This window comes from Actinoplanes sp. M2I2, from assembly GCF_023544445.1.
Lineage (GTDB): Bacteria > Actinomycetota > Actinomycetes > Mycobacteriales > Micromonosporaceae > Actinoplanes.
On sequence record NZ_JALPVJ010000001.1, the window covers coordinates 574,650 to 599,423 of the forward strand.

28 protein-coding genes are annotated in these 24,774 nt (G+C 72.9%); 13 read left to right on the forward strand and 15 right to left on the reverse strand.

Going from position 1 to position 24,774, the window contains the following annotated elements:
- Positions 1–55 precede the first annotated feature (55 nt).
- Both HJC40_RS02740 and HJC40_RS02745 read right to left on the reverse strand, forming a co-directional pair.
- Positions 56–1,525 (reverse strand): aminopeptidase P family protein, encoded by a 1,470-nt coding sequence (locus tag HJC40_RS02740; protein ID WP_249997996.1) that lies wholly within the window; start codon positions 1,523–1,525, stop codon positions 56–58.
- A 79-nt stretch (positions 1,526–1,604) separates the two neighbouring features.
- Entirely contained in the window at positions 1,605–2,252 is a 648-nt protein-coding gene (locus HJC40_RS02745) for a superoxide dismutase family protein (protein WP_249997997.1), read from the reverse strand.
- Positions 2,253–2,347: 95 nt separating this feature from the next.
- Between HJC40_RS02745 and HJC40_RS02750 the strand changes: the two genes are divergently transcribed.
- Positions 2,348–3,283: a carbohydrate kinase gene (locus HJC40_RS02750; RefSeq protein WP_249997998.1), complete on the forward strand. Its 936-nt coding sequence runs from the start codon at positions 2,348–2,350 to the stop codon at positions 3,281–3,283.
- Positions 3,284–3,286: 3 nt separating this feature from the next.
- Here the strand turns inward: HJC40_RS02750 and HJC40_RS02755 are convergent, their stop codons facing one another.
- The 4 genes from HJC40_RS02755 to HJC40_RS02770 are packed head-to-tail and all read right to left on the reverse strand — an operon-like array spanning position 3,287 to position 5,838.
- Entirely contained in the window at positions 3,287–3,676 is a 390-nt protein-coding gene (locus HJC40_RS02755; RefSeq protein ID WP_249997999.1) for a thioesterase family protein, read from the reverse strand.
- Positions 3,677–3,685: 9 nt separating this feature from the next.
- Positions 3,686–5,086, reverse strand: a complete 1,401-nt coding sequence (locus tag HJC40_RS02760) for a PH domain-containing protein (RefSeq protein ID WP_249998000.1) — start codon at positions 5,084–5,086, stop codon at positions 3,686–3,688.
- Positions 5,083–5,577, reverse strand: a complete 495-nt coding sequence (locus tag HJC40_RS02765; protein ID WP_249998001.1) for a PH domain-containing protein — start codon at positions 5,575–5,577, stop codon at positions 5,083–5,085. Before HJC40_RS02765 ends, HJC40_RS02760 begins: the two co-directional genes overlap by 4 nt.
- A 9-nt stretch (positions 5,578–5,586) precedes the next feature.
- Positions 5,587–5,838 carry a hypothetical protein gene (locus HJC40_RS02770; RefSeq protein ID WP_249998002.1) on the reverse strand — a complete coding sequence of 84 codons (252 nt, stop codon included), beginning with the start codon at positions 5,836–5,838 and terminating at the stop codon, positions 5,587–5,589.
- Between the two features lie 268 nt (positions 5,839–6,106).
- Between HJC40_RS02770 and HJC40_RS02775 the strand changes: the two genes are divergently transcribed.
- The 3 genes from HJC40_RS02775 to HJC40_RS02785 are packed head-to-tail and all read left to right on the forward strand — an operon-like array spanning position 6,107 to position 9,230.
- A complete protein-coding gene (locus tag HJC40_RS02775) occupies positions 6,107–7,231 on the forward strand; it encodes a MoxR family ATPase (RefSeq protein WP_249998003.1) in 1,125 nt (374 codons plus the stop codon).
- A 47-nt stretch (positions 7,232–7,278) separates the two neighbouring features.
- A complete protein-coding gene (locus HJC40_RS02780; RefSeq protein WP_374271056.1) occupies positions 7,279–8,283 on the forward strand; it encodes a DUF58 domain-containing protein in 1,005 nt (334 codons plus the stop codon).
- Positions 8,280–9,230 carry a 26S proteasome regulatory subunit RPN10 gene (locus HJC40_RS02785; RefSeq protein WP_249998005.1) on the forward strand — a complete coding sequence of 317 codons (951 nt, stop codon included), beginning with the start codon at positions 8,280–8,282 and terminating at the stop codon, positions 9,228–9,230. Before HJC40_RS02780 ends, HJC40_RS02785 begins: the two co-directional genes overlap by 4 nt.
- Before the next feature lie 447 nt (positions 9,231–9,677).
- On the opposite strand, the gene HJC40_RS02790 is transcribed toward HJC40_RS02785, so the two are convergent.
- The 3 genes from HJC40_RS02790 to HJC40_RS02800 form a co-directional block, all read right to left on the reverse strand.
- Positions 9,678–10,583: an alpha/beta hydrolase gene (locus HJC40_RS02790; RefSeq protein WP_249998006.1), complete on the reverse strand. Its 906-nt coding sequence runs from the start codon at positions 10,581–10,583 to the stop codon at positions 9,678–9,680.
- A gap of 63 nt (positions 10,584–10,646) precedes the next feature.
- Positions 10,647–11,300 carry a response regulator transcription factor gene (locus HJC40_RS02795; RefSeq protein WP_249998008.1) on the reverse strand — a complete coding sequence of 218 codons (654 nt, stop codon included), beginning with the start codon at positions 11,298–11,300 and terminating at the stop codon, positions 10,647–10,649.
- Complete coding sequence (locus HJC40_RS02800) at positions 11,297–12,607, reverse strand: histidine kinase (protein WP_249998009.1); 1,311 nt, start codon at positions 12,605–12,607, stop codon at positions 11,297–11,299. Before HJC40_RS02800 ends, HJC40_RS02795 begins: the two co-directional genes overlap by 4 nt.
- A gap of 89 nt (positions 12,608–12,696) precedes the next feature.
- Between HJC40_RS02800 and HJC40_RS02805 the strand changes: the two genes are divergently transcribed.
- From HJC40_RS02805 to HJC40_RS02825, 5 genes are read left to right on the forward strand one after another with little or no spacing between them, the layout of a single operon-like run.
- Complete coding sequence (locus tag HJC40_RS02805) at positions 12,697–13,401, forward strand: beta-ketoacyl-ACP reductase (RefSeq protein WP_249998010.1); 705 nt, start codon at positions 12,697–12,699, stop codon at positions 13,399–13,401.
- 31 nt (positions 13,402–13,432) lie between these two features.
- Positions 13,433–14,200, forward strand: a complete 768-nt coding sequence (gene fabI / locus HJC40_RS02810; protein WP_249998011.1) for an enoyl-ACP reductase FabI — start codon at positions 13,433–13,435, stop codon at positions 14,198–14,200.
- 20 nt (positions 14,201–14,220) lie between these two features.
- Positions 14,221–15,246 (forward strand): ferrochelatase, encoded by a 1,026-nt coding sequence (locus tag HJC40_RS02815; protein WP_249998012.1) that lies wholly within the window; start codon positions 14,221–14,223, stop codon positions 15,244–15,246.
- Entirely contained in the window at positions 15,246–16,025 is a 780-nt protein-coding gene (locus HJC40_RS02820) for an HAD-IIA family hydrolase (protein WP_249998013.1), read from the forward strand. The genes HJC40_RS02815 and HJC40_RS02820 overlap by 1 nt, the downstream gene beginning before the upstream one ends.
- A 12-nt stretch (positions 16,026–16,037) precedes the next feature.
- On the forward strand, positions 16,038–16,436 hold the full coding sequence (locus HJC40_RS02825; protein ID WP_249998014.1) for an MmcQ/YjbR family DNA-binding protein: 399 nt from the start codon (positions 16,038–16,040) through the stop codon (positions 16,434–16,436).
- On the opposite strand, the gene HJC40_RS02830 is transcribed toward HJC40_RS02825, so the two are convergent.
- Positions 16,426–16,953: an alpha/beta hydrolase gene (locus tag HJC40_RS02830; RefSeq protein WP_249998015.1), complete on the reverse strand. Its 528-nt coding sequence runs from the start codon at positions 16,951–16,953 to the stop codon at positions 16,426–16,428. The genes HJC40_RS02825 and HJC40_RS02830 overlap by 11 nt on opposite strands.
- Positions 16,954–16,996: 43 nt before the next feature.
- Between HJC40_RS02830 and HJC40_RS02835 the strand changes: the two genes are divergently transcribed.
- Positions 16,997–17,836, forward strand: a complete 840-nt coding sequence (locus HJC40_RS02835; protein WP_249998017.1) for a L,D-transpeptidase — start codon at positions 16,997–16,999, stop codon at positions 17,834–17,836.
- Between the two features lie 22 nt (positions 17,837–17,858).
- On the opposite strand, the gene HJC40_RS02840 is transcribed toward HJC40_RS02835, so the two are convergent.
- Positions 17,859–18,389, reverse strand: coding sequence for a GNAT family N-acetyltransferase (locus tag HJC40_RS02840; RefSeq protein ID WP_249998019.1), 531 nt, complete (start codon positions 18,387–18,389; stop codon positions 17,859–17,861).
- Positions 18,390–18,452: 63 nt separating this feature from the next.
- On the opposite strand from HJC40_RS02840, the gene HJC40_RS02845 reads away from it, so the two are divergent.
- Entirely contained in the window at positions 18,453–18,857 is a 405-nt protein-coding gene (locus tag HJC40_RS02845) for an NUDIX domain-containing protein (protein ID WP_249998020.1), read from the forward strand.
- Positions 18,858–18,862: 5 nt separating this feature from the next.
- Here the strand turns inward: HJC40_RS02845 and HJC40_RS02850 are convergent, their stop codons facing one another.
- On the reverse strand, positions 18,863–19,360 hold the full coding sequence (locus HJC40_RS02850; protein ID WP_249998021.1) for an NUDIX domain-containing protein: 498 nt from the start codon (positions 19,358–19,360) through the stop codon (positions 18,863–18,865).
- The gene (locus HJC40_RS02855; protein ID WP_249998023.1) at positions 19,353–20,135 is read right to left on the reverse strand and encodes a hypothetical protein; all 783 of its coding nucleotides are present in this window, start codon (positions 20,133–20,135) and stop codon (positions 19,353–19,355) included. The genes HJC40_RS02850 and HJC40_RS02855 overlap by 8 nt, the downstream gene beginning before the upstream one ends.
- An 89-nt stretch (positions 20,136–20,224) precedes the next feature.
- Here HJC40_RS02855 and HJC40_RS02860 point away from each other — a divergent pair, with 89 nt between their 5' ends.
- Positions 20,225–21,025, forward strand: a complete 801-nt coding sequence (locus HJC40_RS02860; protein WP_249998024.1) for a DUF3097 domain-containing protein — start codon at positions 20,225–20,227, stop codon at positions 21,023–21,025.
- Between the two features lie 10 nt (positions 21,026–21,035).
- On the opposite strand, the gene HJC40_RS02865 is transcribed toward HJC40_RS02860, so the two are convergent.
- Positions 21,036–22,334, reverse strand: a complete 1,299-nt coding sequence (locus HJC40_RS02865) for a PLP-dependent aminotransferase family protein (RefSeq protein ID WP_249998025.1) — start codon at positions 22,332–22,334, stop codon at positions 21,036–21,038.
- Between the two features lie 156 nt (positions 22,335–22,490).
- Between HJC40_RS02865 and HJC40_RS02870 the strand changes: the two genes are divergently transcribed.
- Positions 22,491–23,438: a DMT family transporter gene (locus HJC40_RS02870; RefSeq protein ID WP_249998026.1), complete on the forward strand. Its 948-nt coding sequence runs from the start codon at positions 22,491–22,493 to the stop codon at positions 23,436–23,438.
- On the opposite strand, the gene HJC40_RS02875 is transcribed toward HJC40_RS02870, so the two are convergent.
- Entirely contained in the window at positions 23,410–24,714 is a 1,305-nt protein-coding gene (locus HJC40_RS02875) for a serine hydrolase domain-containing protein (protein WP_249998027.1), read from the reverse strand. The genes HJC40_RS02870 and HJC40_RS02875 overlap by 29 nt on opposite strands.
- Positions 24,715–24,774: the final 60 nt, after the last annotated feature.

A 24,774-nucleotide genomic window follows, 5' to 3' on the forward strand; every position in this document is an offset into this window, starting at 1 on the left:
CGGCTCACCGGCGCTCGGTCGTACAGGCCCGGGCGCCGGTGAGCGTGGCCGTGGATCAGCCGGGCAGGCGGGGGCCGGCCTCGCGCTGGGCGTCCAGCCAGGACTCGACCTCGGCCGACGAGCGGGGCAGGCCGGCCGACAGGTTCCGGCAGCCGTCGGCGGTGACCAGCACGTCGTCCTCGATGCGGACGCCGATGCCCCGCAGCTCCTCCGGCACCAGGTCGTCCTCGGGCTGGAAGTAGAGGCCGGGCTCGACGGTCAGCACGTAGCCCTCCCGCAGCGGGCCGTCGCGGTAGGTCTCGTTGCGGGCGTTGCTGCAGTCGTGCACGTCGATGCCGAGCATGTGGCCGAAGCCGTGCAGGGTCCAGCGGCGGTAGACCGTGCTCTGGTCGCTCATCGCCTCGTCGACGCTGACCGGGAGCAGGCCCAGGTCGTGCAGGCCCTCGGCGAGCACCCGCATGCAGACCTTGTGCACGTCCTTGAACAGCGCACCGGGCTTGACGGCGTCCATGCCGGCCTGCTGCGAGGCGTGCACGATGTCGTAGACCTGGCGCTGCAACGGGGTGAACCGGCCCGAGACGGGGACCGTGCGCGTCACGTCCGCGGTGTAGAAGTTGTCGCCCTCGACGCCCATGTCCATGAGCAGCAGCTCGCCCGGGGTGGTGACGCCGGTGTTGCGGACCCAGTGCAGGATCGTCGCGTGGGCGCCGGCGCCGACGATCGAGCCGTAGCCGATGTCGTTGCCGTCGTGCCGGGCGCGCAGGCCGAAGACGCCCTCGAGCAGGCGCTCCTTGACCCCCCGGTCGGCCGGCAGCACCCGGGCCACGTCCTCGAAGCCGCGGACGGTGGCGTCGATCGCGGCCTGCAGCTGGGCGATCTCCCACTCGTCCTTGATCAGCTTGAGCTCGCTGAGCACCCAGGCCAGCTCGCGGTCGCGGGGCTTGGCACGGTCGGGCTCGTAGGCCAGCACCGTGCGGTCGACCGCCGCGTCGAGACCACGCAGCACCCTCGTACGCCCGGGGGCGGAACCGGCCAGGGCCGCGCCCAGCTCACCCAGCGACGCCGTCTCGACGCCCAGCTCGGTCGATTTCTCGGCCAGCGTGTGCGTGCGCCCGACCCACAGCTCGCCGTTGCGGCTGCGGAAGAACGCGTCGGTGTCCTTGGAGTTGCGCTGGTGGGTGTAGAGCACCGCGTCGTGGCCGGAGCCGCTGGGGCGCAGCACCAGCACGCTGTCGGGGTCGCGGTCGCCGGTCAGATAGACGAAGTCGCTGCCCGGGCGGAACGAGTAGTCGGTGTCGTTGGCCCGGACCTTCTCGTTGCCGGACGGGATGATCAGGGTCTCGCCGGGAAAGGCCTCGCTGAGCGCGTTGCGGCGCTTCGCGTAGTTGGGCACCTCGGGCAGCGGGCTGACCGACAGCGGGTCCTCACGCCAGCCGGACCGCATGAACTGCAGGAAGGCCTCGGGGAAGGCGGGGTCGTGGGATTCCGTCTTGGCCGCGGGTTGCGCGGCCTTCTGCTCGGCCATGGTGGCGCCTCCGATCTCAGCACGTCGTGCGACGCCGAAGAGTCGCCGAAGCTCCGACGTTACCGCCTTCCCCGAAGCGTCACTGCTGCGGCAGGGTCAGACAGGCCACCCGGGGCCCGGCGGTCCCGGCGACACCGGGCGCGGTCTTGGTCGCCTGCGCGTGCAGGATCAGCGACCGGGCCGATCGGCCGGTCGGGAAGGCCCAGGGCTGAACGGCCGAGACCACGGCGGTTCCGTAGCCGTCGACGGTGAAGTCGAGCCACACCTCGTTGCGCGGGTTCGCGTACGAGGGGTCGACCGACGGCGTCTTCGGGTCCTTCTGGTGCTGGTAGTGCGGCCCGGCCTGGTCGGGCGTCGCGGTGCAGGGCTCGGTGTGCAGGTGGGCCCCGTACGTCCGGCGCGGCACCAGCCCGCCGGCCTCCAGGCGCACCTCGGTGCTCCGGGGGTTGCTCGTGATCGCGACCGACGCCCTCGCCCCGGGCGGGACCGCCGCCGGGTCGTAGGTGATCGCCGTCGAGCCGGGCCGGTACGGCAGGAACGTCCCGGAGGCGACCGTGTCGGGCGCCCGGGAGGCGGCCGGGGAAGGGCTGGGTGCGCCCTGGTAGAGCGTCCACGCCGAGGCCGAGGTGAGCATCGACGCGGTGGTCGTGGGGCCGACCTCGACCGCGTTCGTGCAGCCGGTGATCATGAACAGGGGAACGGTGAGGGCGAGCGCGCGTGAGAACATCCCGTGATCATCCCAAACTTGGACATATCGTGCGAGCACTGGTGCGGGGCGTTCCGGAACGGAAGGCTGTGCCCATCGGACACAGGAGGAATGGCATGGGCTACGCGGTGGTGCTCGGCGAGGCGCTGATCGACCTCCAGGAGGCCGAGCAGGCCGGTGAGGTGGTCTACCGCCAGGCGATCGGCGGGGCGCCGCTCAACGTCGCGGTCGGGGCCACCCGGCTCGGCGGCGAGGTGCAGTACGTCGGCTCGCTGAGCGACGACGTGCTGGGCGACCGGATCGCGGGGTTCCTGACCGAGCGCGGCGTCGGGACGGCCGGCGTCAAGCGGGTCCCGGTGCCCACCACGCTCGCCGTGACCACGTTCGTGGGGGCCGAGCCGACGTTCACGTTCTACGGCGAGCCGCCCTCCTACGCGGTGCTCGGGCCGGCCGACGTCGACACGGCCACCATCGGCGGGGCCGACGTGCTCTACACCGGCTCCATCTGCCTGCTGCGCGAGCCGTTCCGGGCCGCCGCGCGCGCCGCCTGGGCCGTGCCCGGGCCGCTGCGCGTCTTCGACCCCAACGCCCGGCCCACCCTGCTGCCCGACGGCGCCGCCGTGACCCACCTGCGGGAGCTGTCCGAGGAGTTCTTCGCCACCGCCGACCTGGTCAAGCTGAGCGCGGCCGACGCCGAGGTCCTCTACGACGGGGCCACGCCCGAGCAGGCCGCCGAGCGCATCCGCGGCCTCGGCGCCAAGGCCGTGGTGGTCACGTGGGGCTCCAAGGGGGCCTTCGTGTCGGTCGCCGAGGGCACCGTGATGCTGCCGGCCCCGCAGGTCGACGCGATCGACGCGACCGGCGCGGGTGACTCGGTGATGGGCGCCCTCGTACGCCGGTTGCTGGCCGACGGCCTGCCCAAGGACCTCGAGGGCTGGCAGCGCGCCGTGCGCTTCGCCCTCGCCGTGGCCGGCCTGGTCTGCGAGCGCCGCGGCGGCGCCGTGGCCATGCCGACCAACGAAGAGGTCACCGCCCGCTGGGGCGCGCTGTAGGCCTCAGCCGATCGCCTTCTGGATGAATCGCTGACGGTCGAGCACCGCCCGCTCGACCCGCACCTCGGCGACGAGGTCGTCGTTGTGGCGCACGACGACCTCGAAGAAGAGCGTGCGGCCCTCGGTCTTGGCCAGGGTGGCCAGCGCGTGCACCCGGTGGCCGACCGGGCTGGGCAGCAGGTGGGCGATCTCGGCCCGCACGCCGACCGTCGTGATGCCGCCGGGCAGGTGACGGGCGGTGGCGGCGACCGTGGCCGCCTCGGCCAGCGCCAGGACGCGGGGCGTGGCCAGCACAGGCACGTCCCCCGAGCCGAGCGTCTGGGCTGTGTCGGCGTCGGTGACGGTCAACTCGACCCGGGCGGACAGGCCGGGCGGGAATTCCGGGAGCTCCATGGCATGAGCTTAGGGCTGGGCGGGTGACTGCCAATATGCCTCGGGGGTGGCCGGCTCGGGCGTCCGGGCCTGCCGGGCCCGCACGGCCAGCTCGGCGGCCAGGGCGTACGCCTCGGCGAGATCGCGGTCCTTGGCCTGGCCCGAGCGTCCCCGTGCGGTGTCGGCATAGACGGTCGCCAGCCCCAGCCACCGCTGCAGCGGCCCCTGCACCACCCGCACGCTCTGCAGGCGGGCGTACGGCACCAGGTGCATCTCGCGGGTCAGCAGGCCCCAGCGCGTCACGAGCACCTCGGGCGTCAGGCCCACGCCGATCGACCGCAGCGCGATCGGGTTGAGCCAGCGGGCCCGGCGCGGCGGTGGCGAGGTGGCCAGCGCGGCCAGATCGACGCCCGGCAGCACCTCCCACACCAGCCCCCGCGCGGTCGCGAACTCGCCCACCGGCAGCAGCCTGTCCGAGCGCTTCGCGTCGCCCCCGCCCTCGCCCGCGTACCCGGCCACGTCGAGCCGCAGATGCAGCCAGCCCTGCCCGCGCCAGAGCAGCGGCCACGTCGCCCCGACCGCCTGCACCCGGTTGAGCGGCACCACCTGGCTGCGGGTCTCGAGCAGCCCGTAGCGCACCGCGAGCCGCCCCTCGGGGTCACGGGCCAGGCGGAAATCCCAGTCCTGCAGCACCCGGCGCACCGGTTGCAGCAGCACACCGGCCATCGCCGTCACCGTGCTGGCGATGCCGACGAAGGTCCACGAGCCCTCCATCACGAACTGCAGCACCACGAAGGCCACGCCGACGGGCAGGAAGAACGCCTGCGGGGTGAGCAACTGGCTGACGACCAGATCGCGGTTGCGGACCCGCAGCAGCGGACGTTCGAGGGTGGGCGCCGCGGCCCCCGCCGTCACCGGCTGGTCACCCGGTTGCGCGGCCACCGCCGGACGCCCGGCCAGCGCGAGCAGCCGCTCCCGGAGCGAGGCCGCCTCGCGCACCGTCAGGTAGGCCAGCGGCGCCTCGGTCTTGCCGCCGCCGATCACCTCGAGGCGCAGCTCGGCGAGCCCGGTGAGCTGGGCCAGCAGCGGCCGCCGGAGCTCCACCGCCTGCAGCCGCTCGAGCGGGATGGCCCGGTTGCGCCGCCAGAGCAGACCGTCGGAGATGCGCAGCTCGCGGCCGACCACCTGGTAGCCCGTGGTGAGCCAGCCGAAGATCGAGAAGATCACCACGGCGACCGCGATGACCAGCACGACCAGCGCGAACCGTTCCAGCCCGACCTGTGACAGCGTCTGCCAGGAGAGCGCCGCGACGACCACCGCGATGCTCTTGGCGCCGTGCAGCACCGGGCTGAGCGGGTGGAGCCGGCGGCGGGGCTCCGCGACGGCCGCCTCGGGCGGCAGGGTCGGTGGTGGTGGGCCGGCGGCGGTCACAGGCCCTCGGCCCGGTCCTCGCCCAGCGTGGTGAGCCGGTCGCGCAACCGGGCCGCCTCGGCCGGCGGGAGCCCGGGGATCCGCGCGTCGCTGGCCGCCGCGGCGGTGTGCAACTGGACCGTGGCCAGGCCGAACGCGCGTTCGAGAGGGCCGGCCGTCACGTCCACGAACTGCATGCGGGCGTACGGGACGATGGACAGCCGCCGGATCACCAGGCCGTGCCGGACGAGCAGATCCTGGTCGCGTTCCGCGTAACCCCAGGCCCGCACGGCCCGGACGGTGACGAACGAGCGCCAGATCGCGTTGAGCACGACCAGCGCGATGCCCAGCCGCCACAGCCAGTGGCCCTGCAGCACCAGGCCGACGACCAGGCCGGCGACGAGGATGATCGTCCAGCTCCAGCGGACGATCAGCTCCACAGTGATCAGCTTGGGCGAGACCGTGCGCCACTCGACGGTGTCGGGCCAGGGGGTCAGGGCGTCGACGGTCACCTCTTCACCCTAGGAGATCGACGCGTCCGACGCCGCACCGAAGGGCGTCACTTCGCGCAGGAATCCGCGTACGTCCAGGAATTGACCCAGGGTGACGCGGTGTTCGTCACAGGCCAGCCAGGTCTTGCGGTACTCGGGGGTGTGCAGCTTGGGGTTGTTCCAGTGAAGCTGCCACCGGGCGTCGGCGCGACATCCTTTGGCGGAGCACTGAGGCTCCGAGGGGCCCGATGCGGAGCCCGAGAAGGGGCCGGGGCCGATCACGAGGAGCCATCCATACCAGAAAGTGTATGAGCGCCGGGCGACCACGGGGGAAGTCGCCCGGCGACGGGGACGATGTTACACGCTTCGGGACGCCGCGCATCCTCCCCGCGGGGGTGCCCGATCCGGCGTATCGCGCAGAAAGATCGACTTGCTTGACCCATGGCGGCGGGCATCGACGGCGCGTAAAGCGACACCACGAGCACGCACTCAGGTCGGTCGTGTAAGTCTTGAGCGTCGGCATTGGCTTTCGACCGCTTGTGGAGGACCGGTGGCTCAGCCGCTCACGCCCGAGACCGAGATCAACCCCGGTGCCGGCGCCCCCGTGCCCCCGGCCCAGGACGCGTCCCAGCTCGAGCGCGCGATGTTCGAGGTCAAACGGGTCATCGTCGGCCAGGACAGGATGGTCGAGCGGATGTTCGTGGCGCTGCTCGCCCGCGGGCACTGCCTGCTCGAGGGCGTCCCCGGGGTGGCCAAGACGCTCGCGGTCGAGACGCTGGCCCGCGTCGTCGGCGGCAGCTTCTCCCGCGTGCAGTTCACCCCCGACCTGGTGCCGGCCGACATCGTCGGCACCCGTATCTACCGCCAGAGCAACGAGAAGTTCGACGTCGAGCTCGGCCCGGTCTTCGTCAACTTCCTGCTGGCCGACGAGATCAACCGGGCGCCGGCCAAGGTGCAGTCGGCGCTGCTCGAGGTCATGGCCGAGCACCAGGTGTCGATCGGCGGGCAGACCCACGAGGTGCCCACCCCGTTCCTGGTGATGGCCACGCAGAACCCGATCGAGCAGGAGGGTGTCTACCCGCTGCCCGAGGCCCAGCGCGACCGCTTCCTCATGAAGATCCTGGTGGGCTACCCGACCGACGCCGAGGAACGCGAGATCGTCTACCGGATGGGCGTCAGCGCCCCCGAGCCCAAGACGGTCTTCACCACCGAGGACCTGCTCGGCCTGCAGCGCCGGGCCGACCAGGTGTTCGTGCACAACGCGCTGGTCGACTACACGGTCCGGCTGGTGCTGGCCACCCGCGCGCCGGCCCAACACGGCATGCCCGACGTGGCTCAGCTCATCCAGTACGGCGCCAGCCCGCGCGCCTCGCTGGGCATCGTCCGCGCGACCCGGGCGCTGGCCCTGCTGCGCGGCCGTGACTACGCGCTGCCGCAGGACGTGCAGGACATCGCGCCCGACATCCTGCGCCACCGCCTGGTGCTCAGCTACGACGCGCTGGCCGACGACATCCCGGCCGACCACATCGTCGCCCGCATCATGCAGAGCGTCCCGCTGCCCTCGGTCGCGGCCCGCCAGGGCACGTCGCCCAACGGCACCCACCCGGCGGCCCCGGTGAGCGGCGGGCCGCAGCCGCAGAACCAGACCGGTGCGGTATGGCCGGCCCAGCACTAGGCGGCGAGGCCGGCACGGCGCGGACCTCGGCGCCGGCCGGCTCGGCGCTGGGCGGTTCCGCGCGGACAGCGGCCCTGGGCGGCGAGGCCGGCACCACGCGGGCCGAGGCTGTCCTGTCCCGGCTCCAGCTGCTGGTCACCCGCAAACTCGACGGGCTGCTGCAGGGCGACTACGCCGGTCTGCTCCCCGGCCCGGGCAGCGAGGCGGGCGAGTCGCGCGAGTACCGGCCCGGCGACGACGTCCGCCGCATGGACTGGCCGGTCACCGCCCGCACCACGATGCCGCACGTGCGCCGCACGGTGGCCGACCGCGAGCTCGAGACGTGGATGGCGATCGACCTGAGCGCCAGCCTCGACTTCGGCACGGCCCAGTGGCTCAAGAGCGACCTGGTGCTCGCGGCGGCCACGGCGATGGCTCACCTGACCGTGCGTGGTGGCAACCGCATCGGAGCGGTGGTGGGGACGGGCTCTCTCGCCGAGACCAAGCCCCGCCGCTGGCGCCGGGACAAGGCCGGACCGGCCGAGACGGTCGCCCCCTCGGTCGTACGGATGCCGGCGCGACCGGGCCGCAAGGAGGCCCAGGGCCTGTTGCGGGCGATCGCCGGCACCCGGATCCGCCCCGGCCGCACCGACCTCGGCGAGCTGATCGACAAGCTCAACCGGCCGCCCCGCCGCCGCGGCGTGGCCGTCGTGATCTCCGACTTCATGGCGCCGGTCGAGGGCTGGTCGCGGCCCATCCGCAAGCTCGGCGTGCGGCACGACGTGCTCGCCATCGAGATCGTCGACCCGCGCGAGCTGGAACTGCCCGACGTCGGCGTGCTCACCCTGGCCGACCCCGAGACCGGCGCGCTGCACGAGGTGCAGACCGCCGACGAGAACCTGCGCCGGCGCTACGCCGAGGCGGCGGCCGAGCAGCGGGGCGCGATCGCCGGCGCCCTGCGCGCGGCCGGCGCGGCTCACCTGCGCCTGCGCACCGACACCGACTGGCTGTTGGATATGGTCCGATTCGTGGCCGCCCAACGACACGCACGCACCCGGGGGACGACCCGATGATCCGTTTCCTGGAGCCGTGGTGGCTCCTGGCTGTGCTGCCGGTGCTCCTGCTGGCCGGCCTCTACACCTGGCGGCAGTTCCGCAAGCGCACGTATGCGATGCGGTTCACCAACGTCGACCTGCTGCGCACGCTCGCCCCCAAGGGCCTGGGCTGGCGCAAGCACGTCTCGGCGGTCGCCTTCCTGCTGTCGCTGCTGACCCTCGGCGCGGCGCTGGCCCGCCCGTCGGTCGACAAGGAAGAGCCGCTCGAGCGGGCCACGGTGATGCTGGCGATCGACGTGTCGCTGTCGATGGAGGCCGACGACGTCGCGCCCAACCGCATCGAGGCCGCCCAGGAGGCGGCCAAGGCGTTCGTCAACGAGCTCCCGCCCACCTACAACCTGGGTCTGGTGTCGTTCGCGAAGGCGGCGAACGTGCTGGTGTCGCCGACCAAGGACCGCTCCGAGGTGGTCGCGGCGATCGACGGGCTGACCCTGGCCGAGGCGACCGCCACCGGCGAGGCGGTCTTCACCTCGCTCGACGCCATCCGCTCGGTGCCCGCCGACGGGGCCGACGGGGCGCCCCCGGCCCGCATCGTGCTGCTCTCCGACGGCTACCGCACGTCGGGCCGTTCGATCGAGGACGCGGCCACGGCGGCGTCGCAGGCCAACGTGCCGGTCTCGACCATCGCCTTCGGTACGGACACCGGCGTGGTCGACATCCGCGGCGCCCTGCAGCGGGTGCCGGTCGACCGGCTGTCGCTGCAGCAGCTGGCCGAGAACACCAAGGGCTACTTCTACGAGGCCGCCTCGGTCAGCGAGCTCAAGCAGGTCTACGAGGACATGGGCAGTTCGATCGGCCACCGGGTGGAGCCCCGCGAGGTCACTCAGTGGTACGCGGGGCTCGCTCTGCTGCTGGGTCTGGTGGCGGCCGGCCTGTCCCTGATCTGGACGTCCCGCCTGCCCTGATCATCGCCGGTGCCGGACGGCCGACGGGCCGGGCCGGCCCCGGTGAGGGCGTGCCTGCGGTCAGGGCGTGCCTGGGGTCAGGGCGTGCTGTGGGCCAGGACGAAGAGGACGACCACGTAGACGGCGGCGACCGTGAAGGTCAGGGGAGCGATGAGGTTCTTCATCTGACGGCTTCTTCCGCTGGTGACTGGCGTTTTCAGCGCACGTCACGTCGCGGCCGGCACCCACGCATCCGGCGTCGCGGCGCACACGACTCACCCGGGCGGCCCTGTCGGGCGTACCGGTGGATGCGGGGCTTGTCTGTCAGCGGAACGCTGACACTGCGTCAGCGGCGAGGCTGACGAGCGGCCCGGCCACGACTAGGAGGATCGCTATCTCGCACAGCGATCACCTCCAGCAAGTCGTTCGGCATCAGGACCGCGAGGAACTGTACCCCTTAAGCCCCGCTTAAGAAACGTGGCCCGGCCGGTCGTGTCGAGGACCACCCGTCAGGACGACGTCGGCCACGGCTCGCAGCGTGACACTGCCCGGCACGAGATAGAAATCGTGCCCGGCCACACCGTCGGTGGGCAGGGCCGACGCGCCGAACCCGGGGGAGCTGGGGCGGCGGCCGAGGCCCAGACCGAACAACCGCACCTGCGGGATGCGACGGATCCAGTCGGTCGGGGCGAGGGCCGCCCACACCCGTGCGCCGCCGAGCTCGGCGGCGCGGTCCACACCGGCTCCGGGCGCGCCGAGCGTGATCACGTCGTCGATCCCGGGCTTGTTCTTCGCGGCCAGGCCGACGACGACCGCCCCGTAGCTGTGCCCGATCAGCGTGACCGTGGCGCCGGGTCGCCGGCTCCGCAGATCGCCGACGAACGTGCTGAGCGCGGCCGCGCCGACCCGGGCGCGGCCCTCGGTGGCGGCGGCCGGGCCGACCCCCTCCGGCGGGTCGTAGCCGAGCCAGGCGATGACGGCGGTGTGCGGGTCCCGCTTGGCCAGGAGGTCATGCAGGGCGCGGGCCTGCACGCCCGGGGCGCGGCGGGGGACGCCGCCCAGGCCGCGGTCGAAGTCGGCCAGAGTCGTGTCGACCCCGGGGACGAGGATGGCGATCCGGGTGGCCGTGGCCAGATCGCCGAGCACCTCGGCCGCGCGCCCGCCGCCGGCCGGGTCGAAGAACAGGAAGCGGCGGCCGTGGGCGGCCCAGGTGGCGTACGGGCAGCCGGTGGCGAGCATGTGCGTGGCGGTCTCGCGGTACGCCGCCGTGAAGGCCGGGAGGTGCGGGGTCTTCGCCCGTACGGGCCGGGCGGGAATCGAGGCGGTCAGGCCGAGGAGGGCGGTCAGCACGAGGGCGAGAGGCAGGATGCGCATGCCGCGCAGCGTCCGGCCGCGGTGACCCGCCGGACGTCACCCCGCAGACCGCAATCGACGGTGCTACCCCGGTATGACCAGGCCCGTCTCGTAGGCGAAGACGACCGCCTGGGCCCGGTCGCGCAGGCCCAGCTTGGCCAGGATCCGTCCGATGTGGGTCTTCACGGTCTGCTCGGCCACCACCAGGTCCCCGGCGATCTCCTGGTTGGAGAGACCGCGGGCGATCAGGCGCAGCACGTCGGTCTCGCGCGGCGTCAGCGCGTTCAGGGCGACGGGCCGGGGCCGGTCGGCCATCGGCCGGGCGGCGAACTCGGCGATCAGGCGCCGGGTCACCGACGGCGCGAGCAGGGCCTCGCCGGCGGCCACGACCCGGACGGCGTGGATGAGGTCGGCCGCCGGGGCGTCCTTGAGCAGGAAGCCGCTCGCCCCGGCGCGCAAGGCGGCGTACACGTAGTCGTCCAGATCGAACGTGGTCAGGATCAGCACCTTCGGGCCGTCGTCGCGCAGACCCAGGCGGCGGGTCGCCTCGAGACCGTCCATGACAGGCATGCGGACGTCCATCAGCACCACGTCGGGGCGGAGCTCACGGGCCCGGACGACCGCGGCCGCGCCGTCGGCGGCGTCCCCGACGACCAGCATGTCGGGCTGGGCGGCCAGCAGGGCGCCGAAGCCCTGCCGGACCATCGCCTGGTCGTCGGCGATCACGATCTTGATCACTCGTCTCCTCCCCAGGGCAGCACCGCGCGCACTACGAAGTGGTCGCCGTCGGGAGCGGCGGACAGGGTGCCGTCGAGAAGCTCGGCCCGTTCCCGCATGCCCTCCAGGCCGTGCCCCCGGCCGGGGGTGGCAGGGGCGGTCAGCGGGTTGCGCACGGTGAGCTCGAGCCGGTCGCCGAGGCCGCGGGCTTCGACGGTCACCGGGCTGCCGGGCGCGTGGCGGGCCGCGTTGGCCAGCGCCTCCTGGACGATGCGGTAAGCCGCGAGCTCAGCCGCCGCCCCACCCAGGGTGGGCAGCCTATGGCCTTCCGCGTCGTGCTGCGTCTCGTTGTCCACAGGCTGCCCTCGTTCGCCGGCCGACTCGTCCACAGGCCGTGCCGCGCCGACAACCTGACCCGTCAGGCCGGACGCGCTGTAGGACACTTCCACCCCGGCCGCCCGGGCGGCCGCGATGAGGTCGTCGAGCTCGGCGAACCCCGGCTGCGGAGCCCGCGGCGCCTCGTCCTGCTCGGCCCGCAGCACACCCAGCAACCGCCGCATGTCGGTCAGCGCCTCCCGCGCCGACCCGGCGATGCCGGCCAGCTCCTCCTGGGCCGCCGGCGACAGCCCGCCCACCCGGTAGGGCGCGGTCTCGGCCCGGACGGCGATCATCGACATGTGGTGGGCGACCACGTCGTGCATCTCGCGCGCGATGCGGGTGCGTTCCTCGAGGACCGCGCGCCGGGCCCGCTCCAGCTCGGTGAGCTCCTCCTTCTCGGCGAGCAGGGCCTGCGTACGCCGGCGCCGGGACACGATGTCGCCGAGCGCGGCGATGGCCACGAGCAGCAGGGCCGCGCCCCACGCGTTCGCGGCCGGGGCGTACAGGAAGACCGGCACCAGGCTCAGGGCCGTCGCCCAGACGGTGAGCTGGGCGCCCTCGATCACCGCGAGCCGGCCGAGCACCAGCAGGAAGCCGAGGATCTGCACCGTGTTCCACGGCCAGGACTCCTTGACGCTCGGCTCCAGGGTGCCCAGGAACAGCATCACGAAGCCCAGCCGCCAGGCCAGGACGGGCCGACGGAGAGTGACGACGATGGGCAGCACCGAGCCGATCGACAGGATCACCACCCAGACGTCGTCGAGCTGCCGGTTGTCGGTCAGGTAGGCGCCGGTCGCCAGGCCCAGGCCGGCCAGGGCCAGCAGACCGAGCGGCAGGAGATAGACCCAGATGCGCGCCCGGGGTGCGGGGCGGACCGTCTCGCGGGACCAGAGCAGGCGGCGGAGCGGCCCCGTGGCATTGCGCCGGGTCACCGGGCCGATAGTCTCCACTCCGGCAGGTTACGGCGCTGCCCAGCGCGCCGTCGTGCCCCCGAGGTGCCATCCGGCACCCCCTACCTGGGTATGAGGAGCGAAGTTTCGTGGCGCGCACGGTTCTGGTGACAGGCGGCAACCGGGGTATCGGCCTCGCGATCGCGCAGGCTTTCGCGGCGCAGGGCGACAAGGTCGCGGTGACGCACCGGGGCAGCGGCGCGCCCGAGGGCCTGTACGGGGTGCAGTGCGACATCACCGACCCGGCGCAGGTCGACGCGGCCTTCACCCAGATCGAGAAGGACCTCGGCCCGGTCGAGGTGCTCGTGGCCAACGCCGGCATCACCGACGACACCCTGCTGCTGCGGATGAGCGAGGAGCAGTTCGAGCGGGTGATCGACACCAACCTCAAGGGCTCGTTCCGGGTGGCCAAGCGGGCCAGCTCCAAGATGTTGCGGGCCAAGTGGGGCCGCATGATCTTCATCTCGTCGGTGGTCGGGCTGTACGGCGGGCCGGGCCAGGCCAACTACGCGGCGAGCAAGGCCGGGCTGGTCGGCCTGGCCCGCAGCATCACCCGCGAGCTGGGCAGCCGCAACATCACCGCGAACGTGGTGGCCCCCGGGTTCATCGACACCGAGATGACCCAGGTGCTGTCGGACGACCGTCGCGCCGAGATCATCAAGGCGGTTCCGGCCGGGCGTCTGGCCACCACCGACGAGGTCGCAGCCGCGGTCACGTTTCTGGCCGGGGACAACGCCGGCTACATCAACGGCGCGGTCCTCCCGGTCGACGGCGGCCTCGGCATGGGCCACTGACCTTCTCCCTCGTACTCGAAAGGCGAACCCTGTGTCTGGACTGCTGGCCGGCAAGCGGCTGCTCATCACCGGCGTCATCACCGACGCCTCGATCGCGTTCTCGGCGGCCAAGATCGCCCAGGAGAACGGGGCGACCGTCGTGCTGACCGGCTTCGGCCGGATGTCGCTGGTCGAGCGGATCGCCAAGCGGCTGCCCGAGCCGCCGCCGGTGATCGAGCTCGACGTGACCGACCCCGAGCAGCTGGCCGCGCTGCCGGACAAGGTGCGCGAGCACGTGGACGGGCTCGACGGGGTGCTGCACTCGATCGCGTTCGGTCCGCAGAGCGTGCTGGGTGGCGAGTTCCTCAACGCCCAGTGGGAGGACGTGTCGAAGGCGCTGCACGTCTCGACGTACTCGTACCAGGCGCTGGCCGTGGCCTGCCTGCCGCTGATGCAGTCCGGTGGCAGCATCGTGGGCCTGACCTTCGACGCCACCAAGGCGTGGCCGGTCTACGACTGGATGGGCGTCGCCAAGGCCGGGCTCGAGTCGGCCAACCGCTACCTGGCGCTGCACCTGGGCAAGCAGGGCATCCGCAGCAACCTGGTCAGCGCCGGGCCGCTGCGCACGATGGCGGCCAAGTCCATCCCCGGCTTCGAGCAGTTCGAGGACGCCTGGGCCGGCCGGGCGCCGCTGGGCTGGGACCTGCACGACACCACGGCCACCGGCAAGGCGATCTGCGCCCTGCTCTCCGACTGGTTCCCCGCCACGACCGGTGAGGTTGTCCACGTCGACGGGGGTTACCACGCGCTCGGCGCTTAGGACGGTGGGAGGATGGACGGGTGGTCTACGACGCGTTCGTCCTTCTGTCCTTCGGTGGTCCCGAGAAGCCCGATGACGTGATGCCGTTCCTGCGCAACGTGGTGCGCGGGCGTGGCGTCCCGGACGAGCGCCTGGCCGAGGTGGCCGAGCACTACTACCACTTCGGCGGCGTCTCCCCGATCAACCAGCAGTGCCGGGACCTGCTCGACGCGGTGCGCACCGAGTTCACCGGCAACGGCATCGACCTGCCCACCTACTGGGGCAACCGCAACTGGTTCCCGATGCTGGCCGACACGGTGGCGCAGATGCGCGACGACGGCATCAAGCACGCGCTCGGCTTCGCGACCAGCGCGTACGGCGGCTATTCGTCGTGCAAGCAGTACTGGGAGGACATCGCGGACGCCCGGGCCAAGGTCGGTCCGGGCGCGCCGGTGATCTCCAAGCTGCGCCAGTTCTGGGATCACCCCGGCTTCGTCGACCCGCACGCTTCGGCCGTACGCTCCGCGCTGGCCACGCTCGACCAGAGCCGGCGGGCCACGACGCGGCTGGTCTTCACCGCCCACTCGATCCCCTCGAGCATGGCCAAGACAGCCGGGCCGACGGGCGGACGCTACGAGGCCCAGCTGCACGAGACGGCCGGTCTGGTGCACGCGTCGGCCGCCGCCGATCTGCCGTGGGACCTGGTGTGGCAGAGCCGCTCCGGTCCGCCGCAGGTGCCGTGGCTCGAGCCGGACATCAACGACCACCTCGAACAGCTTCGGGAGCAGGGCGTCACCGACGTCGTGGTCAGCCCGATCGGGTTCGTCTCCGACCACCTCGAGGTGATCTGGGACCTCGACAACGAGGCCGCCGAGACGGCCAAGCGGCTGGGCCTCGGATACGCGCGGGCCGCGACGCCGGGCACCGATCCGCGGTTCGTGACGATGGTCCGCGAACTGGTGCAGGAGCGTACCGCCGGTGCGCCCCTCAACCGGCTCGGTACGCTGCCGGTCTGGGACACCTGCCCGGTCCCGTGCTGTCCCCCTCCGCAGCGACGAGGAGCATGATGCCTGAGCGCAAGGCCATCGAGAGCTGGCTCACCGACATGGACGGGGTTCTCGTCCACGAGGGTGTGCCGGTGCCGGGCGCCCCCGAGTTCGTCAACCGGATGAAGACGTCCGGCAAGCCCTTCCTGATCCTCACCAACAACTCGATCTACACGCCGCGTGACCTGCAGGCCCGGCTCACGCGGATGGGCTTCGACGTTCCCGAGCAGTCCATCTGGACGGCCGCGCTGGCCACCGCCCAGTTCCTCGCCGACCAGCGGCCGGGCGGCACGGCGTACGTCATCGGCGAGGCCGGGCTGACCACGGCCATGCACGCGGCCGGTTATGTGCTGACCGAGTTCGACCCCGACTACGTGGTGCTCGGCGAGACCCGCACCTACAGCTTCGAGCAGATCACCAAGGCGATCCGGCTCATCGGCGGCGGCGCCCGGTTCATCTGTACGAACCCGGACGCCACCGGCCCGTCCAACGAGGGCGCGCTTCCGGCGGCGGGCTCGGTGGCCGCCATGATCTCCAAGGCCACCGGCGTCGACCCGTACTTCGTCGGCAAGCCCAATCCGATGATGATGCGGTCGGCGCTGAACACCATCGAGGCCCACAGCGAGAGCACGGCCATGATCGGCGACCGGATGGACACCGACATCCTGTGCGGGCTGGAGGCCGGGCTCGAGACGATTCTCGTGCTCACCGGCATCAGCACCCGCGTGGAGGCGGAGCGTTACCCGTTCCGCCCGTCGCGCATCGTCAACTCGGTCGCCGACCTGATCGCCGAGATCTGACCGGGGCCGGCGATGGGCCACCCGGTCATGTTCGACGAGTCGGATCCGGTGCTCGCTCGCGTACGGAAGCTGGCTCTGGCTTTTCCGGATGCCGCCGAGAAGGTGTCGCACGGCATTCCGGCGTTCTTCACGACCAAGGTGTTCGCCTATTACGGCGGTTCGGTCAAGGTGGACGGCGAGTACCGGCGGCACGACCGGTCGGTGCTCGTGCTGCTCGAGCCGGACGAGCGGACCGCTCTGGAGGACGATCCGCGCTGCTATGTGCCGGCCTACCTCGGGCCGAGCGGCTGGATCGGCGTCGACCTGGCCGAGGGCGCCGACTGGGACGAGATCGGCGAGTTGCTCGACGCCAGTTATCGCCGCACGGCCGGGCCGCGCCGGGTGGCCCGGCTCGACCAGCTCAGCCGATGAGACGGTCGAGCAGCGGGAACTCGTCGTAGGGCTGGTTGTAATCGCCGAAGTGGCCGTCGTCGCGGACGATCTGGGTGCCGCCGAGACGGTCGAACATGGCCCGGCCCTGGTGCTCGTCGCAGCCGTACGGGTCGTGGCGGGAATTGATGAAGTAGGGATCGCGGACGTTGGCGCGGATGGTGTCCCAGTCGTAGCTCGCCCGCAGCACGGGCTCGTCGGACGAGTTGGGCCGCGTGCAGTAGCCGGCCACCAGGATCGCCTGGTCGACCTTCACGTGTTCGAGCAGCGCCAGCAGCAGCGCCGCCCCGCCGGAGTGGCCCACGAGCACGGTCTGCTCGTCGAAGCTGTGCGCGCTCAGCACCCGGGGCAGTAACTCGCCGACCGGTTCGACGTTGATCCCGGGGTAATGCGGAACCTCGACCTCGTAGCCCCGCTCGGCCAGCCGGCCCGCGAGCCACGGATACCAGACCACACCGGGGTTCCCGCCGGTCCCATGAAAGATGATCGCCTTTCGCATCGGGGCATTCTCGCAGATGGCCAATTTGCCCTAGTGTGTTGTCATGTACACCGGTAGGGCGATCGCGGGCGGGGTGCTGGTCGCGCTGGCCGCCACGGTCACGGCCGTCGCCGCCGCGCGCGACGACCACCCCGGGACGGTGGCCGTGCGCCAGGTGCCGGCCGCGGCCGTGCCCACGGCAAAGCCGGCGCCGATCCCCAAGGCCGCGCCCGCGCCTCCCGGTCTGCCGACGATCTCCTACTGGCACGCGGCCCAGGGCTTTCCGCACGATCCGGCGCCGCACTCGGTCGCGTTCGTGGCCGAAGCGCTGCGCCCGCACCGGAAGGCCGCCGTCTACGACGCTCCGGGCGGCACGCCGAAAGCCTTCCTCCCACGGACCATGAGCGGCCTGCCGGTGACCGCGCCCGTCGTCGCCCGGCGGCCCGGCTGGCTGGCCGTGCTGATCCCGTCGATCAACCGCCGGGTCGGGTGGGTCCCCGAGAGCGCCGGCACCGTACGACCGCTGCGCGACCAACTCGTCGCCGACCTCAGCGAGAGGCGGCTCACCTGGCTCCACGACGGAAGGCAGCGCGGCGCCTGGGAGGTCGCGGTCGGCTCCTCGAGGACGCCCACCCCGCTCGGGCGCACCTTCGTGCTCGGCCGCACCATCACCCACGGGGACGTCTACGCGGGGCTGGACGCGCTGGTGCTGGGCGCGATCCCCGACGACCGGGACGCGCTGTCGGCCTCGTTGCGCAACGGCCACACGGCGATCCACGCGTGGCACGACGAATCCGCCTTCGGGCGCAGCATCTCCAACGGGTGCATCCGGGTGCCCCCGGAGGTTCAGCGCACGTTGCTGCGCCGCCTGCCCGAGGGCGTCGTGCTCACCGTGGTGGAGTGACCTCCGCGGTGCGCGGCCGGGCTCAGGAGTCGCGCAGCCCCACGCTGTCGTAGTCCCAGAAGGTCGCGGAGTAGACCAGCGTCCCGGTCATCCACTCCTCGTAGGCGCCGAGCGGGTAGACCTGGAAGGCCGCGTCCGGGATGCGCAGCGACGGCTTGCGGAAGCCCAGGTCGCCGCCCGCGCGGAAGCCCGCCCGGGCGTAGTAGGCCGGGTCGCCCTCGAGGAACACGAGCGGGACGCCCTGCTCGTCGGCGATCTCGAGGCCGCGCCGGATCAGGGCCCGGCCGGCCCCTTGACGCTGGTGCCCGGGCCGGACCGACAGGGGACTGAGCACCCACACGTCGACCAGGCGCCGCGGCGCGTCGAGCAGGCTGCGGGTGAACATCACGTTGCCGACCACCTGCCCGTCGGCCTCGGCCACGAGCGAGAGCAGGCCGGGGTCGTCGCGTCGGAGCGCCGCCACCAGCTCGGCGATGTGGTCCCCGTCCGCGCCGAACGCCGCCCGGTGCACCTCGGCGACGTCGTCCCCGTCCCGCTCAGCCCGAATCTCCATGGCGCGCACGCTAGCGGCCCCCGCGGTCCGGGCGCTTCCGGTTTACGCGGCTACGCTCGCCCGGTGACCAGCGAAGTGATCGCCGCGGCCTGGGTCTGTGTCCGCGAGCGCCGGGTCCTGGTGGTGCGGCCGGACGCCTCGGACGCCTTCTATCTGCCCGGCGGCAAACCCGAGCCCGGCGAGTCGTACGCCGAGGCCGCCGCCCGCGAGACCGGCGAGGAGGTCGGCCTCGTCATCGATCCGGCCGATCTCGCACTGTGGACGGAGATCGTGGCCCCGGCCCACAACCGCCCGCCCGGCACGACGGTGCGGCTGATCTGCTTCACCGGCGGCAAGACCGACGACCAGCCGGCCGCGTCGAACGAGATCGCGGAGTGGGCCTGGTTCGGCTCGGCCGACTCGGCGCGCTGCGCTCCGGCCATCCGGGTGCTGCTCGATGAACTGTCGGCCGCCGGCCTCATCGACTGACGGGATCAGTCGGCTGTCTCGGCGAAAAACCGGGCGGCGACGGCGGTGTGCAGGCTGAAGCCGAGCTCGGCCGGACCCTTCAGCACTTCCCAGCCGTACGTCTCGTCGGTCGGCACCGAAGGCGGCAGGGCATCGGCCGAGGGGAGCGGCGGGAAGAGCGCGAAGACGAGCAGGGTGCTGTCCGGGGCGCTGATCGTGTCGTAGAGGACGGCGCTCAGCGGATCGGCCCGCAAGCCGGTCTCCTCGAACAGTTCGCGGGCGGCGGCGTCCGGCCAGGACTCGCCGAAGTCGATGAAACCGCCGGGCAACGCCAGCTTTCCCTCGGCCGGCGCGATGCCCCGCCGTACGACCAGCAGGCCGCCGCCGACGGGCTGCACCGCCACCGCCACCGGGGTCGGATTCCGGTACGTCGTCTCGCCGCACGCGGCGCACCGGCGCGGCCAGGGCTGGCCGGGCACGAAACGCGCGCCGCAATACGTGCAGTGCTTGAAACGGTCAGGCATGCAACGGCGAGTTGCACGCGGCGACCAGGGCCTGGCGGCACGCGTCCAGCAGGGGGCGCAGCGCGGCGTCGCGCTGCTGGGCCTCATAGCCGTTGATGGCGCCGCCGGGCGCGTTGGTCTCGGCCAGCGCGAGCACCTGGTCGAGGATCGAGGCGCGGGCGAACAGGCGGCGGGCGCGCGGGTCGAAGCCGGGCGGCAGCGTGGCCGTGCTCTCGGGGCGCCGCAACGCCTGCAGGGCCCCGGCCAGCTCGGGTTTCCACTGGGCCACGTCGAGCCGGGTCAGCTGGGTCGTGGCCTCGCCGAGCGCCACGGTCAGCTCGCCCTCGGCCTCGGCCGCGCCCATCTGGAAGACCGGGCGGTAGTTCTCCACCGGGAACCAGCGCCACAGCACCGTCTCGAACTCGACACCGGAGCCGGAGACGTGCCGCCGGACCTCGGGCACGACCCCGAACGACGGCGTCATCACGGCCTCGCCGGCGAGCATCGCGCTGCCGGTCAGCGGGCCGGGACCGGGCAGGCCGCGCGGGTCGCCCGGGGCGGGCAGCACCAGCCGGATGTCGTCGGGGTGCACCTTGGCGAAGGCCGGCAGGCCCTGCGGCAGCGGCACGTCGGTCCACGTGCCGGGCGCGTCGGCGACGAGGTGCTCCTCGTCGCGGGCGATCTCGTCGGCCAGCTCGTCTAAGGGGACCAGGCCGGCGCGCCAGGCGCGTACCCAGGTCACGAACCGGGTGGAGCGCCGCGCGACGCGGGTGGCCGCATCAGCTGCGGGGAACATGCGAGCAAGGGTACGTGCCCGCCGGGAAGGTTGTCTCGGCCGGAGAGTCAGAAACCCCGTGTCGCAACGCACGGGTTACGGTGCCTTGCATGTATGGGGAGGACGTGCTCAAGGGGAACTGGCGGCGGCGCAAGGTGATTCCCGAGGTGGACGCCGAACGCGACCTGGTCGTCGAGGACGCCGAGTCGGGCTTCTGCGGGGCGGTCATCGGCTTCGAGCTCGGCGCGGTCGTCCTGGAGGACCGGCACGGCAAGCGGCGCAACTTCCCGCTGGCGCCGGCCGCCTTTTTGCTCGACGGGAAGACGGTCACGCTGCGCCGGCCGGCCGCGGCGCCGGCGCAGGCCCAGCGCAAGGTCACCGCGTCCGGCTCGATCGCCGTCGACGGCGTCCGGGCCCAGGTCGCGAAGGCCAGCCGGATCTGGGTCGAGGGCATCCACGACGCCGCGCTGGTCGAGCGCATCTGGGGCGACGATCTGCGCATCGAGGGCATCGTCGTCGAGCCGTTGGACGGCATCGACGATCTGGCCGGCGCGGTCCGCGAGTTCCGGCCGGGCCCGCAGCGGCGGCTCGGCGTCCTCGTGGACCACCTCGTCCCCGGCAGCAAGGAGAGCCGGATCGTGGCCGCGGTGACCGATCCCGACGTGCTCGTGACCGGTCACCCGTACGTCGACATCTGGCAGGCGGTGAAGCCGCAGCGCGTCGGGCTCTCCAAATGGCCCGTGATCCCGCCCGGGCGGCCCTGGAAGGAAGGGATCTGCGCAGCCGTGGGCGTGCGCGAGCCGGCCGACATGTGGCGGCGGATCCTGTCGTCGGTGAGCAGCTACCGGGACGTCGAGACGCCGCTGATCAACTCGATGGAGCGGCTGATCGACTTCGTCACCGTCCCCTGACCCAGGTGACTCACCGTCCGAGGACCTCGCCGAGGCGCCGGGCCGCTTCGGCCAGCCGGTCGGGCGGGTTGGCCGCGTAGCCCAGGATCAGCCCGGGCGGTCCCGGGGTCATCCGGTGCCACGACAGCGGGTGGACGAGGACACCGGCCGCCGCGGCCCGGTCGGCCAGCCGCGTGTCGGCCTCCTCGCCCGGCATCATGATCAACAGGTGCAGCCCGGCGGCCACGCCGATCACCCGGGCCCGCGGCAGGTGGGCGCCCAGCGCGGCCAGCAGCGCGTCCCGGCGGCGGCGCTGACGAGCCCGGACGTTGCGCAGGTGCCGTTCGTAGTCGCCGGTCGCGAGCAGCCGGGCCAGCACGAGCTGGGGCAGCGCCGGGCTGCCGAGGTCGCTGTCGTGCTTGGCGGTGAGCAACGCCGGTTGCAGCCGTCGCGGGGCGATCAGCCAGCCCAGGCGCATGCCCGGCGCAAGCGACTTCGAGACGCTTCCGGCGTACGCCACCTGGTCGGGCGCCGACCCCTGCAGGGCGGCCACCGGGGGCCGGTCGTAGCGGTGCTCGGCGTCGTAGTCGTCCTCGATGACCAGGCCCCCGGCGACCGCCCAGGCCAGCAGCGCGCGGCGGCGCTCCGGGCTGAGCACGACGCCGGTGGGGAACTGGTGGGCCGGTGTGACGACGACCGCGTCCTGGGTCAGGGCGTCGACGACGAGTCCCTCCTCGTCGACCGGGACGGGCTCCGGGCGGACACCCCAGTGCGCCATCTGGTCGCGGGCCCCGCGCGACCCCGGGTCCTCCACCGCGATGCTCGTCGCCGGCCGGGTCTGGGCCAGCAGCGCCAGCGCCTGGGCCACGCCGTTCACCACGATGACGTCGTCGGGCTCGGCCCGTACGCCGCGGGTGCGGGCCAGCCACCCGGCCAGCTCGGCCCGCAGGCGCGGCGTGCCGCCCGGATCGCCGTAGCCCAGGTCGGCCGCGGTGATCTCGCCGAGGACGGCCCGCTCGGCGCGCAACCAGGCCGTACGGGGAAAAGCGGCCAGGTCCGGGATGCCCGGGGAGAGGTCGAGGTCGATGCCGTCGGCCGGCGGCAGGGGCAGCCGCAGCGTGTCGAGGGACCGGCGCCGGTCGGACGGGCTGTCGCGGACGTGCGGATGGGCGACGACGGTGGTGCCGGCCCCCGTGCGGGCCTGAGCGAGCCCCTCGTCGATGAGCCGCTGATAGGCGTCGACCACCACCCCGCGCGAGATCCCCAGCTCGGCCGCCAGGACCCGGGTCGGCGGCAGCTTCTCACCCGGAGCCAGCCGCCGCCCGGCCACCGCGGACCGCAGCCCGTCGGCCAGCCAGGCGGTCAGCCCCTTGGCCGGGGCGTCCTCGGCCCGCAGCTGGAGAAAGTCCGATCCGGAAATTGGTCCTCCTCAGCCGGGGCGAATTGGTCCTTCAATCCGGACCATATCGCGACGAGCATCACCGGTGTGCAGACACCTCTCGCGCCCGCCCTGGCCGGCGCCACCGGCATGGCCTTCGTCGGCGGCAGCGTGGCCGTCTCCGGCTTCCTGGCCGACGCGCCCTCGCTGACCGTCCAATCCCTCCGGTACGCGCTCGCGTGCCTGCTGCTCGTCCTGTGGGCCCGCCTCGCCGGCAAGCGCCTGGTCCGCCCCCGGCGCTCCGACTGGCTCTGGCTCGGCGGCGTCGTCCTGACCGGCATGCTGATCTTCAACGTGGCCCTGGTGCAGGGCTCCCGCCACGCCGAACCGGCCGTGCTCGGCGTCGCCGTGGCCTGCGTGCCCCTGCTGCTGGCCGTGGCCGGTCCGCTCCTCGAGGGCCAGACCCCGGCCCGGCGGCTCGTCGCGGCCGCGCTGGTGGTCACCGCCGGAGCCGCCCTGGTGCAGGGCTTCGGCCGCACCGACGGCCTCGGGCTGGTGTGGGCCCTGGTCACCTTCGCCTGCGAGGCCGGTTTCACGCTGCTGGCCGTCCCGGTGCTGGGCCGGCACGGGCCGCACGGGGTGTCGGTGCACTCGACCTGGATGGCCGCGGTCGCCTTCGGGGCGGCCGGCCTGGTCGGCGAGGGCCCCCGCGCGGTCCTGCGCCTGCGCCCCGACGACGTGCTGGCCGGCGTCTACCTGGCCGTCGCGGTCACGGCGGTGGCGTTCGTGCTCTGGTACACCTGCGTCCAGCGGCTCGGCCCGGCGCGGGCCGGCCTGCTGACCGGGATCGCCCCCGTCGCGGCCGCCGCCGTCGGTGTGGCCCTCGGCGGCCCGATGCCGGGCCTGGCGGTGTGGGCGGGCGTCGCCGTGGTCGCGGCCGGCCTGGCCCTCGGCTTCCGCCCCGGCCGCGCCGCCGCCCCCGACGCGCCGCCTGTCCTGGCGCCCGCCGTTTCGGGGCCGGCGGGCCTCAGGCCAGATGTGCTGGATCGCGTTTGAAGACGAACGTCGCGATGTCGATCGCCTGGACCTGGCCCTCGTCGTCGCGCAGGAGGTGCAGGATCTCGCCCTCGTTGTCGCCCTCGATGCCGCGCCAGTGGTCCGGGGCCTCGCGGGTGAACCGGGAGCGGTGGTTCGGCCCGGTCATGAGCAGCGAGTCGCCGTACGGGGTGATCTCGAACTCGCGGCCCATCCACCACCAGCGGCCGACCAGGGTGGCCGCCTCGCCGGTGGGCGGGGCGGGCGGCATCCAGGGTGCGGGCGTGGCCGGTTCGGCCTCCACGGCCACGGCCAGCGCCGCCAGTGCCACGTCCTTGATCGTCGTGCCGGTCAGGCCGTACGCGTTGGCGAACACGACCACGCCCAAGCGGCTCCGGCGGTGCACGGCGAACTGGGCCACGTAGCCGGGCATCGAGCCGCCGTGCCCGACGAAGACCCGTTCGCCGACCCGGTAGAGGTGCGGGCCCAGACCGTGGCCCTCGGTCCACGATTCCAGGTCGCTGATCACGACCGGCGCGCACATCTCGTCGACCGTCTCGCGGGCCAGCACCGTGGGCGCGGGATCGGTCCAGAAGGCGGCCCACTTGGCCATGTCGGTGAGCGTCGACCAGAGCTGGCCGGCCGGCGCCATCGCCCCCGAGTCCAGGCGTGGCTCCTCGTGCAGCGAACTGTCGAGCGCGTGCACGACGTAACCGCGGGCGTACGGCTCGACGGGGGAGTACGTCGTCCGTTTCATGCCCAGCGGGTCGAGCACCCGCTTACCGGCCAGGGTCGCCCAGCTCTCCCCGGTCACCCGCTCGAGGACGGCGCCCAGCAGCCCGTACGCCAGGTTGGAATAGCGGTAGCGCCGGAAGGGCGCCCCGGCCACCTTGTCGTACCCCAGCTCGGCCAGCAGTTTGTCGACGTCGCCACCGGGAGTGCGCTCCCACCAGGCGCCGTCCGGCTCACGCTGCAGGCCCGACACGTGGCCGAGCAGCTGGCGCAGCGTCACGCCGCCGATCGGGGTGCCGGGCAGGTGACGGTAGAGCAGGTCGTCGAGCGCGAAGAAGCCCTCGTCGCGCAGTTGCAGGACCAGCGCGGCGGTGATCGTCTTGGTGATCGAGCCGAGGCGGTACTGCGTCTTCGCGTCGGGGCGGGGATGTTCGCCGGCGACGACCTGATGCAGCACGGCGCGGTCCCGGACGATCGCCAGGGCGAGGGACGGCGTACGCCCTTCGGCCTGCGCGCGGACGGCGATCTCCTCGACCCGTCGGCCGGTCTCCGGCAGCAGCGACACGGTGGACCCTCTCGATGTGTGACTCGTGGGTATAACTCCGTACGGGCGATATGGCTACGC